At 70.5% G+C, this 14,233-nt stretch carries 15 protein-coding genes; 8 read left to right on the top strand and 7 right to left on the bottom strand.

Features of this window, described 5'->3' with window-relative positions:
* Window positions 1-103: 103 nt before the first annotated feature.
* Together treS and BM028_RS13245 are read left to right on the top strand one after the other, a co-directional pair.
* Entirely contained in the window at window positions 104-1,819 is a 1,716-nt protein-coding gene (gene treS / locus BM028_RS13250; protein WP_092387320.1) for a maltose alpha-D-glucosyltransferase, read from the top strand.
* Window positions 1,820-1,960: 141 nt separating this feature from the next.
* Window positions 1,961-2,707, top strand: a complete 747-nt coding sequence (locus BM028_RS13245; RefSeq protein ID WP_175473596.1) for a 3'-5' exonuclease — start codon at window positions 1,961-1,963, stop codon at window positions 2,705-2,707.
* A gap of 644 nt (window positions 2,708-3,351) precedes the next feature.
* Here BM028_RS13245 and BM028_RS13240 read toward each other — a convergent pair.
* The 3 genes from BM028_RS13240 to glgA all read right to left on the bottom strand — a co-directional run bounded on the left by BM028_RS13240 (window position 3,352) and on the right by glgA (window position 5,713).
* Entirely contained in the window at window positions 3,352-3,600 is a 249-nt protein-coding gene (locus BM028_RS13240; RefSeq protein ID WP_070419036.1) for a type B 50S ribosomal protein L31, read from the bottom strand.
* Window positions 3,601-3,721: 121 nt separating this feature from the next.
* Window positions 3,722-4,504 (bottom strand): ABC transporter ATP-binding protein, encoded by a 783-nt coding sequence (locus BM028_RS13235; protein ID WP_070419037.1) that lies wholly within the window; start codon window positions 4,502-4,504, stop codon window positions 3,722-3,724.
* A 9-nt stretch (window positions 4,505-4,513) separates the two neighbouring features.
* The gene (gene glgA, locus BM028_RS13230; RefSeq protein WP_071296309.1) at window positions 4,514-5,713 is read right to left on the bottom strand and encodes a glycogen synthase; all 1,200 of its coding nucleotides are present in this window, start codon (window positions 5,711-5,713) and stop codon (window positions 4,514-4,516) included.
* 47 nt (window positions 5,714-5,760) lie between these two features.
* On the opposite strand from glgA, the gene BM028_RS13225 reads away from it, so the two are divergent.
* A complete protein-coding gene (locus BM028_RS13225) occupies window positions 5,761-7,002 on the top strand; it encodes a glucose-1-phosphate adenylyltransferase (RefSeq protein ID WP_070419039.1) in 1,242 nt (413 codons plus the stop codon).
* 87 nt (window positions 7,003-7,089) lie between these two features.
* Window positions 7,090-7,728 carry a phosphoserine phosphatase SerB gene (gene serB / locus BM028_RS13220; RefSeq protein ID WP_092387062.1) on the top strand — a complete coding sequence of 213 codons (639 nt, stop codon included), beginning with the start codon at window positions 7,090-7,092 and terminating at the stop codon, window positions 7,726-7,728.
* 114 nt (window positions 7,729-7,842) lie between these two features.
* Here the strand turns inward: serB and fabG are convergent, their stop codons facing one another.
* A complete protein-coding gene (fabG, locus tag BM028_RS13215) occupies window positions 7,843-8,556 on the bottom strand; it encodes a 3-oxoacyl-ACP reductase FabG (RefSeq protein ID WP_070419041.1) in 714 nt (237 codons plus the stop codon).
* A gap of 166 nt (window positions 8,557-8,722) precedes the next feature.
* On the opposite strand from fabG, the gene BM028_RS13210 reads away from it, so the two are divergent.
* Genes BM028_RS13210 through BM028_RS13200 form a run of 3 tightly spaced genes read left to right on the top strand, consistent with a single transcriptional unit; the run spans window position 8,723 to window position 10,433 of the window.
* On the top strand, window positions 8,723-9,142 hold the full coding sequence (locus BM028_RS13210; RefSeq protein WP_070419042.1) for a DUF3099 domain-containing protein: 420 nt from the start codon (window positions 8,723-8,725) through the stop codon (window positions 9,140-9,142).
* On the top strand, window positions 9,142-9,450 hold the full coding sequence (locus BM028_RS13205; RefSeq protein ID WP_070419043.1) for a hypothetical protein: 309 nt from the start codon (window positions 9,142-9,144) through the stop codon (window positions 9,448-9,450). Before BM028_RS13210 ends, BM028_RS13205 begins: the two co-directional genes overlap by 1 nt.
* Window positions 9,447-10,433 carry an SURF1 family cytochrome oxidase biogenesis protein gene (locus BM028_RS13200; protein WP_092387060.1) on the top strand — a complete coding sequence of 329 codons (987 nt, stop codon included), beginning with the start codon at window positions 9,447-9,449 and terminating at the stop codon, window positions 10,431-10,433. The genes BM028_RS13205 and BM028_RS13200 overlap by 4 nt, the downstream gene beginning before the upstream one ends.
* Window positions 10,434-10,536: 103 nt before the next feature.
* On the opposite strand, the gene BM028_RS13195 is transcribed toward BM028_RS13200, so the two are convergent.
* On the bottom strand, window positions 10,537-12,135 hold the full coding sequence (locus BM028_RS13195; RefSeq protein WP_031261586.1) for an ABC-F family ATP-binding cassette domain-containing protein: 1,599 nt from the start codon (window positions 12,133-12,135) through the stop codon (window positions 10,537-10,539).
* Window positions 12,136-12,250: 115 nt separating this feature from the next.
* On the opposite strand from BM028_RS13195, the gene BM028_RS13190 reads away from it, so the two are divergent.
* Window positions 12,251-12,850, top strand: a complete 600-nt coding sequence (locus BM028_RS13190; RefSeq protein WP_070419044.1) for a biotin transporter BioY — start codon at window positions 12,251-12,253, stop codon at window positions 12,848-12,850.
* Window positions 12,851-13,109: 259 nt separating this feature from the next.
* Here BM028_RS13190 and BM028_RS13185 read toward each other — a convergent pair whose 3' ends face one another.
* On the bottom strand, window positions 13,110-13,439 hold the full coding sequence (locus BM028_RS13185) for a metal-sulfur cluster assembly factor (RefSeq protein ID WP_022906025.1): 330 nt from the start codon (window positions 13,437-13,439) through the stop codon (window positions 13,110-13,112).
* Entirely contained in the window at window positions 13,439-14,212 is a 774-nt protein-coding gene (gene sufC / locus BM028_RS13180; RefSeq protein WP_070419045.1) for a Fe-S cluster assembly ATPase SufC, read from the bottom strand. Before sufC ends, BM028_RS13185 begins: the two co-directional genes overlap by 1 nt.
* Window positions 14,213-14,233 lie beyond the last annotated feature (21 nt).

Raw genomic sequence — 14,233 nt, 5'->3', positions numbered from 1 at the left:
GGTGGACGGCTCGCAGCCGCGACGTGCCTGTGGAGGACGACCCGCGCCTCCAGGCCGTGCATTCTCCGGACAACTCCATGCACCGCGGCCTAGCGTGTCCATGGTGACGTTCACCGCCCCGATCCAGCTCCCCGGCCTGACACTGGACCCGCAGTGGTACAAGCGCTCGGTCTTCTACGAGTGCATGATCCGCTCGTTCGTCGACTCGAACGGCGACGGCATCGGGGACATCCAGGGCGTGATCGGCAAGCTCGACTACCTGCAGTGGCTCGGGGTCGACGCGCTCTGGCTGCCGCCGTTCTTCCAGTCGCCGATGCGCGACGGCGGGTACGACATCGCCGACTACAAGGCGATCCTCCCGGAGTTCGGGACCCTCGACGACTTCCGCGAACTCGTCACCAAGTCGCACGAACGCAACATGCGCATCGTCATCGACATGGTGATCAACCACACCAGCGACCAGCACGAGTGGTTCCAGCAGTCCCGCGAGGACCCGGACGGCCCCTACGGCGACTTCTACGTCTGGCGCGACACGGACACCGACTACGAGAACATCCGCATCATCTTCGTGGACACCGAGGAGTCGAACTGGACCTTCGACCCGGTCCGCCGCCAGTTCTTCTTCCACCGGTTCTTCTCGCACCAGCCCGACCTCAACTTCGAGAACCCGGCCGTCGTCGAGGCCGTGTACGACGTCGTGCGGCACTGGCTCGACCTCGGCGTGGACGGGCTCCGGCTCGACGCGATCCCGTACCTGTTCGAGTCGGAGGAGGGCAACGGCGAGGGCGAACCCGAGACGCACGAGTTCATCAAGAAGCTCCGCGCGATGGTGGACGACGAGTACCCCGGGCGCGTCCTGCTCGCCGAGGCGAACCAGTGGCCGCGCGAGACCGCCGCGTTCTTCGGCACCGACGAGGAGCCCGAGTGCCACATGGCGTTCGACTTCCCGGTGATGCCGCGCATCTTCTACTCGCTCCGCGCGCAGCACGCCGCCGAGCTCAAGGCGATCCTGTCCGAGACGCTCGACGTGCCGGCCTCCGCTGCGTGGGGCGTCTTCCTCCGCAACCACGACGAGCTCACGCTGGAGATGGTCAGCGAGGAGTACCGGCAGGCCATGTACGGCTGGTACGGCTACGACCCGCGGATGCGCTCCAACATCGGCATCCGCCGACGCCTCGCGCCCCTGCTCGACAACTCCCGCGCCGAGCTCGAGCTCATCCACGCCCTGCTGTTCTCGCTCCCGGGGTCGCCGTTCCTCTACTACGGCGACGAGATCGGGATGGGCGACAACATCTGGCTGCCGGACCGTGACTCCTCGCGCACGCCGATGCAGTGGACGCCGGACCGCAACGCCGGCTTCTCCACCGCGGACCCGGGCAAGCTGTACCTTCCCGTCGTCCAGTCCCTCGTGTACAACTACGCGCAGGTCAACGTCGAGGCGCAGCTCGCCCAGTCCCGGTCGCTGCTGCACTGGGTCCGCAACGTCATCCACGTGCGGAAGGCGCACCCCGTGTTCGGGCTCGGGACGTTGGATGTGCAGGACACCTCGAACGACTCCGTGCTCGCGTTCGTCCGGTCGTGGGAGGGCTCCGGCTCCGGCCACCAGTTCGGCCCCTCCGCCGAGGACGTCCTCTGCGTCTTCTCCTTCGCCACCAACCCGACGTCGGTCACCATCTCGGCGCCGGAGTACGCCGGGAGGCCGTTGTACGACCTCTTCGGCGGCGGCTCGTTCCCGTCGTTCGACGCGGAGGGCCAGGTCACGCTGACGATGGGGACGCAGTCGTTCTACTGGCTGCACGTGGGTGCGCCGGTCGGGTAGCGGCGTCCTGGAGGCGCGGCTCGGCCCCGGTGGGCGGGTCGCGTCCTCGTCTGGTCGCGTCGCGCCCGGTGGGCGGGTCGCGTCGCGCCCGGTGGGCGGGTCGCGTCTCGGCGTGTCGGTGCGTCCGGTTAGCCTGACCGCGTGACGTTCCCCACAGCGCAGCTCGACTCCCCCGCTCCGGCCCAGGACCTCTCGGGTCGGCCCTGGTGGCACGCACTCGGCGTGTTCGACCTCGAGACCACCGGCGTCGACGTCGAGACCGCCCGGATCGTCACCGCCCACGTCGGCCTGATCGACATGACCGGACGTTCCATCGTCGAGGGCGCCTGGCTCGCCGACCCCGGTGTCGAGATCCCCGAGGGCGCCGCCGCCGTCCACGGCATCACGACCGAGCGCGCCCGCGCCGACGGTCGCCCCGCCGCCGAGGTCGTCGCCGAGATCATCGCCGCGGTCGAGGCCGTCTTCGCCCGGGGCATCCCGCTCGTCATCTACAACGCCCCGTACGACCTCACCGTCCTCGACCGCGAGGCCAAGCGCCACGGCATCGCCTCCCCGGTCATCGGGAACGTCGTCGACCCGCTCGTGATCGACAAGGCGCTCGACACCTACCGCAAGGGCAAGCGCACGCTCGAGGCCGCGTCGGAGCTCTACGGCGTCACCCTCTCCGATGCCCACGACGCCGGAGCCGATGCCATCGCGGCCGGGCGTGTCGCGCAGGCCATCGCGGCGAAGTACCCCGAGGAGCTCGGCGTCTCCGCCGAGGAGCTCCACCGCAAGCAGGTCGGCTGGTGCGCCGAGCAGGCGTCCTCGTTCCAGGACTACATGCGGAAGAAGCGCGACCCGGCCTTCACCGCCGACGGCCGCTGGCCCCACCGCAACGCCGGCTGAGGCGCCTGCCGGCGGGCACGGCTCGCCCGGCGTCGAACCACGCTTCCGACGCCGAACCACGCCGCTCGCCTGCCTTCGAACCACGAATCCGACACCGAACCACGCCCGTCGCCTGGTTCCACGTCGGATCCGTGGTTCGACGCGCCCGCCGCCACGGACGCCCGCGCCGCCGCTCACGCACGGCGTCCCACTCCGCTCCCGCACGGCGTCCCGCTCCGCTCCCGCACGGCCGCACAACCAAAGTCCGCCCGAACCGCGCCATCGCACGGCGCGCATGAACTTGCGTTGTGCGCCGGCAATCCGCACCGCGCGACCCTCCGGCCGTACCAGCGCTACGTCGGCCGCACCGCACGGAGCACACCGCACAGCCCCACCGCCCGCGCCACCTCGGCCGAGCGCGACGTCGAACCACGCTTCCGACGTCGAACCACGCCGCTCGCCTGGTTCGACGTCGGTTCCGTGGTTCGAACCGTCGCCGCGGCCACGCCCGCACCGCCCGGCCGCGACCCCCACCGCCCGCCCAACGTGCCGCCCCGGCCGCCCCGCGCACCGCCCGCCCGACCCGCCGCGCCACACGCGCGCCAACGACGGAACGGGCGGCCCTCCCGCAGGAGAGCCGCCCGTTCGAGCGTCCGGAGGACTGCTTACTTGCCGAAGCTCTTGAAGCGCTGGTTGAACTTCTCGACGCGACCGGCCGAGTCGAGGATGCGCTGCTTGCCCGTGTAGAACGGGTGCGACGCGGACGAGATCTCGACGTCGATGACCGGGTAGGTCGCACCGTCGAGCTCGATGGTCTTGTCGCTGTTCGCGGTCGAACGCGTCAGGAACGTCTCACCGGAAGCCAGGTCACGGAAGACGATGGCGCGGTACTCGGGGTGGATGTCGGTCTTCATGGAGATTCCTCGGTTGCGATGATGGGGACGTGCGCGGCACTCGTTCGAGCACGACGCGGGAAGTCTGCGGCTTGCGCCAGCCGTCTACGTTACCAGACGACCGGCCGGATCGGGAGCAGTGTCACGATGCGCGCGCCGTGTACCGGCCGGCGTCCTTCGACACGGTGAGTTCGATGCCGAACGCCTCGGTCAGGGTCGGAGCGGTGAGGACCTCGTCGATCGGCCCGGCAGCCTGCACGTGCCCGTCCGCGAGCACCAGGGCGTGGGTGAACCCGGCGGGGATCTCCTCGACGTGGTGGGTCACGATGACGATGGCCGGCGAGTCCTCGCTCTGCGCGTAGCCGCCGAGGGTCCGTACGAGGCTCTCACGCGCGCCGAGGTCGAGCGACGCGGCCGGCTCGTCGAGGAACAGGATCTCGGGGTCGGTCATCACCGCACGGGCGATCTGGACGCGCTTCTGCTCGCCGTCGCTGAGCTCGCCGAAGGTCCGGTCGGTGAAGGCACCGAGGCCCCACTCGTCGAGCACGCGCTGGGCGCGGCGGACGTCGAGCTCCTCGTACTCCTCGTTCCAGCGGCCCGTCACCGAGTACGCCGCGGTGAGCACGACGTCGATGACCTTCTCGGTGACCGGGATGCGGCGCGCGAGGGCCGTCGACGCGAAGCCGATGCGCGGACGCAGCTCGAACAGGTCGGCACCGCCGAGCTCGGTGCCGAGGACCTCGACCTCACCCGAGGTCGGGAAGGTCTGGGCGCCGGCGACCTGCAGCAGCGTCGTCTTGCCGGCACCGTTGGCACCGAGGACGACCCAGCGTTCGTCGTCCTGCACCTCCCACGAGATCCCGTCGAGGATGGTGGCCCCGTTGCGGACCACGGAGACGTCTGACAAGCGCACGACCGAGGGCATGCGACCAGCCTAGGGGTTCTGCCCGAGCACCTCGTCGTAGACCTGGCGTGTCCGCCGGGCGATCGCGTCCCAGGTGAACTCGGTCTCGACGCGGAGGCGTCCGGCGCGGCCCATGAGCTTCGCGAGCCCCTCGTCGGCGAGCACCTCGGTGAGGGTCGCGGCGAGGTCGGCCACGTAGCGGTCCGGGTCCGTCGGGGTCCCGGTGCCGTCCTGTGCCTGGTCGATCGGCACGATGCGACCGGTCAGTCCGTCCGCCACGACCTCGGGGATGCCCCCGGTGCCGGTGCCGACGACGGGGATACCGCACGCCATCGCCTCGAGGTTGACGATCCCGAGCGGCTCGTAGATCGACGGGCAGACGAACACGGTGCCCGACGACAGCACGTTGACGATCTCCTCGTGCGCGAGCATCCGGTCGATCCAGACCACCCCGTCACGAGCGGAACGCAGCGAGTCGACCAGACCCGTGACCTCGGCCATGATCTCCGGCGTGTCCGGCGCACCGGCGCAGAGCACGATCTGCACGTCCGCCGGCAGCGAGGCCACCGCCCGCAGCAGGTACGGCAGGCCCTTCTGCCGGGTGATGCGTCCGACGAACACGACCGAGCGACGCGACGGGTCGATCCCCAGCGCGCGGACGGCGTCCTCGTCGACGGTGGGCTTCCACTCGTCGATGTCGATGCCGTTGTAGACGACGTGCACCTTCGCGGGGTCGATCGACGGGTACGAGCGGAGGATGTCCGCGCGCATCGCCTTCGACACGGCGATCACACCGTCGGCGTGCTCGAACGCCTCGCGCTCCATCCAGCTCGACAGCCGGTACCCGCCGCCGAGCTGTTCGGCCTTCCACGGGCGGAGCGGCTCGAGGCTGTGCGCCGTGACGACGTGCGGGATGCCGTAGGTGAGCTGCGCGATGCGTCCCGCCGAGTTCGCGTACCAGGTGTGCGAGTGCACGAGATCGGCACCCTCGACGTCCGCGGCGATCGCGACGTCGGTGCCGAGTGCCTGCAGCGCGCCGTTCGCCTGCTCGAGGCCGCCGGGCGTGCGGTAGGCCCACACGTCGGCCTCGTCGCGGAACGCCCCGAAGGCGCGGACGCGCACCTCGGTGTCGGTGTCGGACCGCAGCGCCGCGGTCAGTTCGGCCACGTGGACACCCGCACCGCCGTAGACCTCCGGCGGATACTCCCTGGTCAGCAGATCGACTCGCACGCGTTCAACGTAACGGGTTCCCAGTGCTGACGCCTACTGTGAGCGGCATGGCACCAAAGAAGGTCTTCGGCATCGTGCTCGCCGGCGGCGAGGGGAAACGGCTCATGCCGCTCACGGCCGACCGTGCGAAACCCGCTGTCCCGTTCGGCGGGAACTTCCGTCTCATCGACTTCGCGCTCTCCAACCTCGTCAACTCCGGACTGCAGAAGATCGTCGTCCTGACGCAGTACAAGTCGCACAGTCTCGACCGCCACGTCGCCGAGACCTGGCGCATGGAGGGCCTGCTCGGCTCCTACGTCGCGTCGGTGCCGGCGCAGCAGCGGCTCGGCAAGCGGTGGTTCGCCGGGTCGGCCGACGCGATCCTGCAGTCGCTCAACCTGCTCCGCGACGAACGCCCCGACATCGTCGTCGTGGTCGGCGCCGACCACGTGTACCGGATGGACTTCCACCAGATGGTCGAGGCGCACATCGCCTCCGGCCGCAGCGCCACGGTCGCCGCGATCCGCCAGCCGATCGGCCTCGCCGACCAGTTCGGCGTGATCCAGGTCGCCGACGACGACCCGACGAAGATCGAGGCGTTCCTCGAGAAGCCGAAGGACGCCGTCGGGCTCGCGGACTCCCCCGGCGAGATCCTCGCGTCGATGGGCAACTACGTCTTCGACGCCGACGCGCTGGTCGACGCCGTCCTCCGTGACGGCCAGATCGAGGCGTCGGACCACGACATGGGCGGCGACATCGTCCCGGACTTCGTCGCGCGTGGCGACGCGGGCGTCTACGACCTCAAGCGCAACGACGTCCCCGGGTCGAACGAGCGCGACCGGTACTACTGGCGCGACGTCGGGACGATCGACTCGTTCTACGACGCGCACATGGACCTCATCGCACCGGTGCCGGTCTTCAACCTGTACAACCAGGACTGGCCGATCTTCAACCAGCAGACGAACCTGCCCCCGGCGAAGTTCGTCCGCGACGCGAACGGCAACACCGGCTCGACGGTCGACTCCCTCGTGTCGCTCGGCTGCCTCGTGTCCGGCGCCCAGGTCGAGCGCAGCATGATCGGCCCCTGGTGCGGCATCGACTCCGGCGCGAAGGTCCTCGACTCGATCGTCTTCGAACGCGCTTCGATCGGCGCCGGCTCCGTCGTGAACCGCGCCATCCTCGACAAGGACGTGGTGATCGCCCCCGGCGCCCAGGTCGGCATCGACCGCGAAGCGGACGAAGCGCGCGGCTTCACCGTCACCGAGTCCGGCATCACGGTCGTCGGCAAGGGCGTCCGCGTCGACGCGTAGCGTCGCGCGGGCAGGAACGGGCGGCCCAGGAGGCGCGGCTGGCGTCATGAACGCCGGCCGCGCCTCCTGAGTCGGTACCGTTGGTGCGTGCCACGCTTCCTCGTCGTCCTCGATGCCGATTCCACGCTCCTCGAGGACGAGGTCATCGAACTCCTGGCCGACACGGCGGGGACCCGGCGACAGGTCCAGGCGATCACGGAGCGCGCCATGCGCGGCGAGATCGACTTCGCCGAGAGCCTCCGGGAGCGTGTCGCGACCCTGGTGGGCCTCCAGGACGACGTCTTCCGGGGTGCACAGCAGGCGGTCCGCGTGACGCGTGGCGCCGACCAGCTCGTCCGCGGCGTGCACGCCGCGGGCGGGACCGTCGGCGTCGTGTCGGGCGGCTTCCACGAGGTCCTCGACCCGTTCGCCGAGCAGCTCGGACTCGACCACTGCCGGGCGAACCGGCTCGAGGTGGTGGACGGCGTCCTCACCGGGCGGGTCCTCGGCGACGTCGTGGACGCGCACGCCAAGGCCGTCGCACTGCGCGAGTGGGCCGCATCCGACGACGTGCCGATCGTCCGCACCGTCGCGATCGGCGACGGCGCGAACGACCTCGAGATGATGCGTGCGGCCGGACTGTCGGTCGCGTTCGACGCGAAGCCGCTCGTCCGCGAGCAGGCGGACGTCGCGGTCGTCGACCGTGACCTGTCGAGCGTGCTCGCGACGCTCGGCCTGCGCGGCTGACCCGCCGCCCGCCGCGCCGCGCCGGCCGGCCGAGACTCGGCCCCGCGGACGGTTTCGCGGCCGCTTCGCCACGAAGGTGTCCGCCGAGGCGAGACTCGGCGGGCGCGCCCCGGCCTAGTGCCCCATCCCGAGGCCGCCGTCGACCGGGATGACCGCGCCGGAGATGTACCCGGCCCCGTCGCCGGCGAGGAACAGCGTGGCGTCCGCGACGTCGTCGACGGTGCCGTACCGCGCCGCCGGGATCTGCTTCTTGAACTCGGCCTGCAGTTCCTCGGGCAGCGCTGCCGTCATGTCCGTCTGGATGAACCCGGGCGCGACGACGTTGGCGGTGATGCCGCGGGAGCCGAGCTCGCGCGTGATCGACCGGGCCATGCCGACGAGCGCGGCCTTCGACGACGCGTAGTTGACCTGGCCGACCTGGCCGTAGGCGCCGACGACGCTCGACATGAGCACGATGCGGCCGAACTTCGCCTTCATCATGCCCTTCGTGGCGCGCTTGACGACCCGGAACGTCCCCGTGAGGTTCGTGTCGATGACGCTCGTGAAGTCCTCCTCCGACATGCGGAGCAGCAGCTGGTCGTTCGTGATCCCGGCGTTCGCGACGAGGACCTCGATCGGGCCGAGCTCGGCCTCGACCTGCGAGAAGGCAGCGTCGACCGAGGCCGTGTCGGTGATGTCGGCCTGCACCGTGAGCGCGCCCTCGGGGCCGCCCTGGCCGCTGCGGGACGTGACCGCGACGCGGTGGCCGGCGGCGACGAAGCGCTCCGCGAGGGCATGGCCGATGCCGCGGTTGCCGCCGGTGACGAGGACGGTACGGGGGGTGCTCATGGTCGCTCCGTTCGGGGTGGGTTGCACGGCGCGCCGGGCCCGGACCGGGTCGGACACGCCCGGAAGAGCGTACCGGAGCCGATACGCGCACCGTGTCCGCGCGCGGCGGAACCATCCGGGCCCGCGCGGAGTTAGGCTTTCCCTCGGGCAGAGGAAAGAACATCGGATGAAGACGACGCACAGCATCACCACCCTCCCGGACTCTCCGGAGCAGGATCGTGCGCACCGCCTGTCCCGGTACGTCTGGCAGATGGCCCTCCGCGTCGTGTTCTTCATCGGTGCGGTCGTCGTGTGGTCGATCTGGCACACGTGGATCGCCGTCATCCCGATCGTCCTCGCCGGCGTGATCCCGTGGGTCGCCGTCATCATCGCCAACGCGGGCAGCCGTGCCGAGAGCGACATCGTGACGCCTGCCGGTGCGATCCAGCTCTACGACGCCGTGGACCCGCGACTCCGCGAACAGCAGGAGGACGCCCGGGCCGAGGCGTACCGCGCCGAGCAGGACCGGCTGCGCGAGCAGGCGCAGGACGCGCAGGCCGAGTGGCAGCGCAACGGTGACCGCTCGCGTGTCTGGGGACGTCGCTGATGGGGGCCACGTTCGACCTCTTCACCGAACCCGGCTCGACCCCCGTGTGCTCGCGTGCCGGCTGCGTGTCGACCGCCTCGTGGCGCGTCAACTGGCGCAACCCGCGGATCCACGCGACCGACCGGGTGAAGATCTGGGCCGCGTGCGACGAGCACCGTGACTTCCTCGCCGACTACCTCCGGTCCCGGTCGTTCCCCGTCCGGGTCACGGGCATGCACGAGGACGTGGACCGCCTCGACGACGAACGCGACCCGGCCGACGCCCCGAAGAACGACGTCGGTGCACGCGCAGCCGGTGACCGTCGGTGAGCCAGCAGTTCGACCCGAGCTCCCGGTACGGCCGACGGCACGCGCAGAAGCTCGAGCGCGCCTCGGCCGCCTCCGCCGCATCCGCCGCCGACGGCGCCACCCGGACCGCTGAGCGTGATCCGGACGAGCCCTTCGTCGGCTGGCGCTTCGTCCGGAGCCGGCGGTGGCTCGGCTACTTCGCCATCGCGGTGGCCTTCGCGATCGTGTGCGCGCTGTTCGGCATGTGGCAGTGGGACCGCCGGAACGAGGCCGTCCGCCAGAACGAGCAGGTCGCGCAGAACTACGAGCACACCCCGGTCCCCCTCGACGAGGCGCTCCCGACGGCGTCGAGCTGGAACGACGGCAAGACCTGGCTCCGCGTGAGCGTCACCGGCCGCTACGACACCGACGACCAGCTGCTCGTCCGGAACCGCGTGCACAACGGCCAGCCCGGCTTCGAGGTCCTCACGCCGCTCGTCACGGCCGACGGTCGTGCGTTCGTCGTCGACCGCGGCTGGGTCCCCACCGGCAACGCGCAGGACGCCCCCGACCACGTGCCCGCTCCCCCGTCCGGCGAGGTCACGGCGATCGTCCGCCTGCAGCCGAGTGAACCGCGCATCCCCGGCCGCACCGACCCGGCACACACCGACCAGGTGCAGTCCGTGACGCTGTCCGACGTCGGCAAGAAGGTCGACACGCCCATCTACACCGGGGCGTACGGGCAGCTCGCGTCCGAGTCCCCCGCCCCGACCGAGGCTCGCCCGCTCGGCTGGGAGCGCCCGACGGCCGACACGGGGCTGCACCTCAGCTACTTCATCCAGTGGTTCATGTTCGCGGTCGGCGGGTTCGGGTTCCTCGCCTACCTGATGGTGCAGGAGTTCCGGAACCTGAACCAGGACGACCCCGAGGAGCGCGAGCGCGCCCTCGAGCGCCAGCGCCGCAAGGACGCGAAGCCGAAGACGGACGCGCAGATCGAGGACGAGCTGCTGAACGCGGGTCGCTGACGCCAGCACAGGGCTGACGCCACCCAGGACGGACTGGAGGCGCGGTGCCAGCTGGCACCGCGCCTCCTGTCCGTCGACGGGTCGCGCCCGTCGGCGGTGCGGGTCACGCGAGCTCGATGAGCTCCGCGTAGTCCTTGTTCCAGTGGTCCTCGGTGCCGTCCGGCAGGAGCAGCACCCGCTCGGGGTTGAGCGCCTCGACCGCACCGGCGTCGTGCGACACCAGCACCACGGCCCCCTCGTAGCCGGCCAGCGCGCCGAGGATCTCCTCGCGCGAGGCCGGGTCGAGGTTGTTCGTCGGCTCGTCGAGCAGCAGCACGTTCGCGCCCGACACGACGATCATCGCGAGCGAGAGCCGCGTCTTCTCACCGCCGGAGAGGACACCGGCCTTCTTGTAGCCGTCGTCGCCGGTGAACAGGAACGAGCCGAGGACCCGTCGCGCCTCGGTCTCGTTGAGGTCGTTCGACGCGGACACCATGTTCTCGATCACGGTGCGGTTCACGTCGATGTTCTCGTGCTCCTGCGCGTAGTACCCGATCCGCAGGCCGTGCCCTGGAAGGATCTCCCCCGTGTCCGGCTGGTCGGCGCCCGCGAGGATGCGCAGCAACGTCGTCTTGCCGGCACCGTTGAACCCGAGGATCACGACACGTGAGCCCCGGTCGATGGCGAGGTCCACGCCGGCGAAGATCTCGAGCGACCCGTACGACTTCGACAGCCCCTCGGCCATCAGCGGGGTGCGGCCACAGGGTGTCGGGGTCGGGAAGCGCAGCTTCGCGACGCGGTCGACGGCGCGCTCGTCCTCGAGCCCGGCGAGGAGCTTCTCGGCACGCGCGACCATCTGGTGCGCCGCTGCCGCCTTCGTGGCCTTCGCACCGAAGCGGGCGGCCTGGTCCTTGAGCGTGGCGGCCTTCTTCTCGGCGTTCGCGCGCTCCTTGCGGCGGCGCTCCTCGTCGGCGGCACGCTGCCGCTGGTAGAGCTTCCACCCCATGTTGTAGACGTCGATCGACTGGCGGTTGGCGTCGAGGTAGAAGACGCGGTTGACGACCTCGTCCACGAGCTCGACGTCGTGGGAGATGACGATCACACCGCCCGGGTACGTCTTGAGGTGTTCGCGCAGCCAGATGATCGAGTCGGCGTCGAGGTGGTTCGTCGGCTCGTCGAGGATCATCGTCTCGGCGTCCGAGAACAGGATCCGGGCGAGCTCGATGCGACGGCGCTGACCACCCGACAGTGTCTTGAGCTGCTGGTCGAGGATGCGGTCCGGCAGCTTGAGGTTCGACGCGATCGACGCCGCCTCGGCCTCGGCTGCGTAGCCGCCGAGCGCGTTGAACTGGTCGTCGAGCCGGCTGTACCGCCGCATGGCCTTCTCGGCGACGGCGGTGTCCGTGCTGGCCATGTCGAGCGTGGCCTGGCGGATGCCCTCGACGAGCTCGCCGAGCCCACGGGCGTCGAGGATGCGCTTGCGGGCGGTGTCCTCCGGGTTGCCGGAGCGGGGGTCCTGCGGCAGGTACCCGATCTCGCCGGAGCGGTCGATCTTGCCCCCGGTCGGCTGGGTCTCACCCGCCAGGGCCTTGGTCATCGTGGTCTTCCCCGCGCCGTTCCGGCCGACGAGGCCGATCTTGTCGCCCTTCTCGACGCGGAAGGACACGTTCTCCATCAGGAGGCGAGCCCCGACGCGGATCTCGAGGTCGTGCACGGCAAGCACAGCAGACGTCCAATCAGTTGGTGGATGTGCACAACGGTGTGTGCGGGAGGTGCACCGCTACGCTGACGGGACCGATGGTCCCGAACGGGACCAGCAGTCCATTCTAGGAGAATCCATGACGAACGCCACCGGGTTCGCTCGCCGCGCAGTCCTCGCCGACCGTCTGCGCACCCACGGCCTGGCCACGAACGCCGCCCTGGTCGCCGGCGGAGCACTCTTCACCGCCGCCATGGCGCAGGTCGAGGTGCCGATGTGGCCGGTGCCGATCACGGGCCAGACCCTGGCGGTCGTGCTCGTCGGTGCCACCCTCGGTGCCCGCCGCGGCATGCTGTCGCTGCTCGTCTACGCGGTCGCCGGACTCGCCGGTGCGCCGTTCTTCGCCGACTTCACGGGTGGCCTCGGCGCCCTCGCCGTGCCGAGCTTCGGCTACGTCATCGGCTTCATCCCCGCCGCCGGCGTCATCGGCTGGCTCGCCCGTCGCGACTGGGACCGCCACGTCGGCCGTGCCGCGGTGGCGATGCTCGTCGCCAGCGCGATCCCGTTCGTCACCGGTCTCCCCTACCTGGCCGTCGTGCTCGGACAGCTCGGCGCGCCGAACGACCTGCAGTCGGTCCTCGCGGCCGGGCTGTACCCGTTCATCGTGGGTGGCATCGCGAAGGCCCTCATCGCCGCGGGCATCGTGCCGCTGGCGTGGAAGGTCCTCGGCCGCCGCTGAGTCCCGTCGCAGAAGGGCCCCGCACCGTCCGGTACGGGGCCCTTCTGCGTGCGCGGGGGCGCACGGGGGCGGTCGGGGGCGTGCGCGAGCGGGCAGGACACGCCGCGGGCCGCCCGCCGAGCGGGCGAAACCGGCCGCTCCAGAGCGGCGAGCGTGACTTTTTTGGCCCGCTCGGGGCGCGCCCGAGACCCGACGCACAGACGGACGGGAGGCGCGGTGCCAGCCGGCACCGCGCCTCCCGTCCGTCAGGGGGTCGCGACTAGATCGAGAACCCGAGCGCGCGCATCATCTCGCGCCCGTCGTCGGTGATCCGCTCCGGGCCCCACGGCGGCATCCAGACCCAGTTGATCCGGAACGCGTCGACGATGCCGTCCAGCGCGTTCGCCGTGTCGCCCTCGATGACGTCGGTCAGGGGGCAGCCCGCGCTCGTCAGGGTCATGCTGATCACGAGCGCGGTCGCCTCGTCGTCCCAGGCGAGGTCGTAGATGAGCCCGAGATCGACGATGTTCACGCCGAGTTCCGGGTCCTGGACCTCCTTGAGGCCCTCGACGACCTCGTCGAACTTCTCCGGTGCGAGTGCGGTGATCATCAGTTCCCCGCCGCGGCGGCTGCGGCCTGCACGTAGCGGTCGTAGCCCTCGTTCTCGAGGCGCTCCGCGAGCTCGGGGCCACCCTGCTCGGCGACCTTGCCCGCGACGAACACGTGCACGAAGTCCGGCTTGATGTAGCGGAGGATGCGCGTGTAGTGGGTGATGAGCAGCACGCCGAGGCCGGTCGCGGCCTTGGCACGGTTGACGCCCTCGGACACGATCTTCAGCGCGTCGACGTCGAGGCCGGAGTCGGTCTCGTCGAGCACGGCGAACTTCGGCTTGAGGAGCTCGAGCTGCATGATCTCGTGGCGCTTCTTCTCGCCGCCGGAGAAGCCCTCGTTGACGTTGCGCTCGGCGAAGGCCGAGTCCATCTTGAGGTCGGCCATCGACTGGCGGAGGTCCTTGACCCAGCTGCGGAGCGCCGGGGCCTCGCCGTCGATCGCGGTCTTGGCGGTGCGGAGGAAGTTCGACACCGTCACGCCGGGGATCTCCACCGGGTACTGCATGGCGAGGAACATGCCGGCACGGGCACGCTCGTCGACGCTCATCGCGAGGACGTCCTCGCCGTCGAGCGTGATCGAGCCACCGACCACGTTGTACCGGGGGTGGCCGGCGATCGTGTAGGCGAGGGTGGACTTGCCCGAGCCGTTCGGCCCCATGATCGCGTGGATCTCGCCCTCGTTGATGGTGAGGTCGACGCCCTTGAGGATCTCCTTGACACCCTGATCGGTGTCGATCGAGACCTGCAGGTCGCGGATTTCGAGAGTGGACATTGCGTTCCTTCGGTTGCAGCT

It is taken from the genome of Curtobacterium sp. YR515 (genome assembly GCF_900113095.1).
GTDB lineage: Bacteria > Actinomycetota > Actinomycetes > Actinomycetales > Microbacteriaceae > Curtobacterium.
Note: the sequence above shows the minus strand (reverse complement) of the source record. Positions and strands in the feature narration are given on the sequence as shown.

What these genes read in the sequence shown, in the direction of transcription:
- BM028_RS13240 (WP_070419036.1), bottom strand. Translation starts at nt 3,600, where the DNA reads ATGAAGACCGACATCCACCCCGAGTACCGCGCCATCGTCTTCCGTGAC.
- BM028_RS13235 (WP_070419037.1), bottom strand. Translation starts at nt 4,504, where the DNA reads ATGCCCTCGGTCGTGCGCTTGTCAGACGTCTCCGTGGTCCGCAACGGG.
- BM028_RS13225 (WP_070419039.1), top strand. Translation starts at nt 5,761, where the DNA reads ATGGCACCAAAGAAGGTCTTCGGCATCGTGCTCGCCGGCGGCGAGGGG.
- fabG (WP_070419041.1), bottom strand. Translation starts at nt 8,556, where the DNA reads ATGAGCACCCCCCGTACCGTCCTCGTCACCGGCGGCAACCGCGGCATC.
- BM028_RS13210 (WP_070419042.1), top strand. Translation starts at nt 8,723, where the DNA reads ATGAAGACGACGCACAGCATCACCACCCTCCCGGACTCTCCGGAGCAG.
- BM028_RS13205 (WP_070419043.1), top strand. Translation starts at nt 9,142, where the DNA reads ATGGGGGCCACGTTCGACCTCTTCACCGAACCCGGCTCGACCCCCGTG.
- BM028_RS13190 (WP_070419044.1), top strand. Translation starts at nt 12,251, where the DNA reads ATGACGAACGCCACCGGGTTCGCTCGCCGCGCAGTCCTCGCCGACCGT.
- BM028_RS13185 (WP_022906025.1), bottom strand. Translation starts at nt 13,439, where the DNA reads ATGATCACCGCACTCGCACCGGAGAAGTTCGACGAGGTCGTCGAGGGC.
- sufC (WP_070419045.1), bottom strand. Translation starts at nt 14,212, where the DNA reads ATGTCCACTCTCGAAATCCGCGACCTGCAGGTCTCGATCGACACCGAT.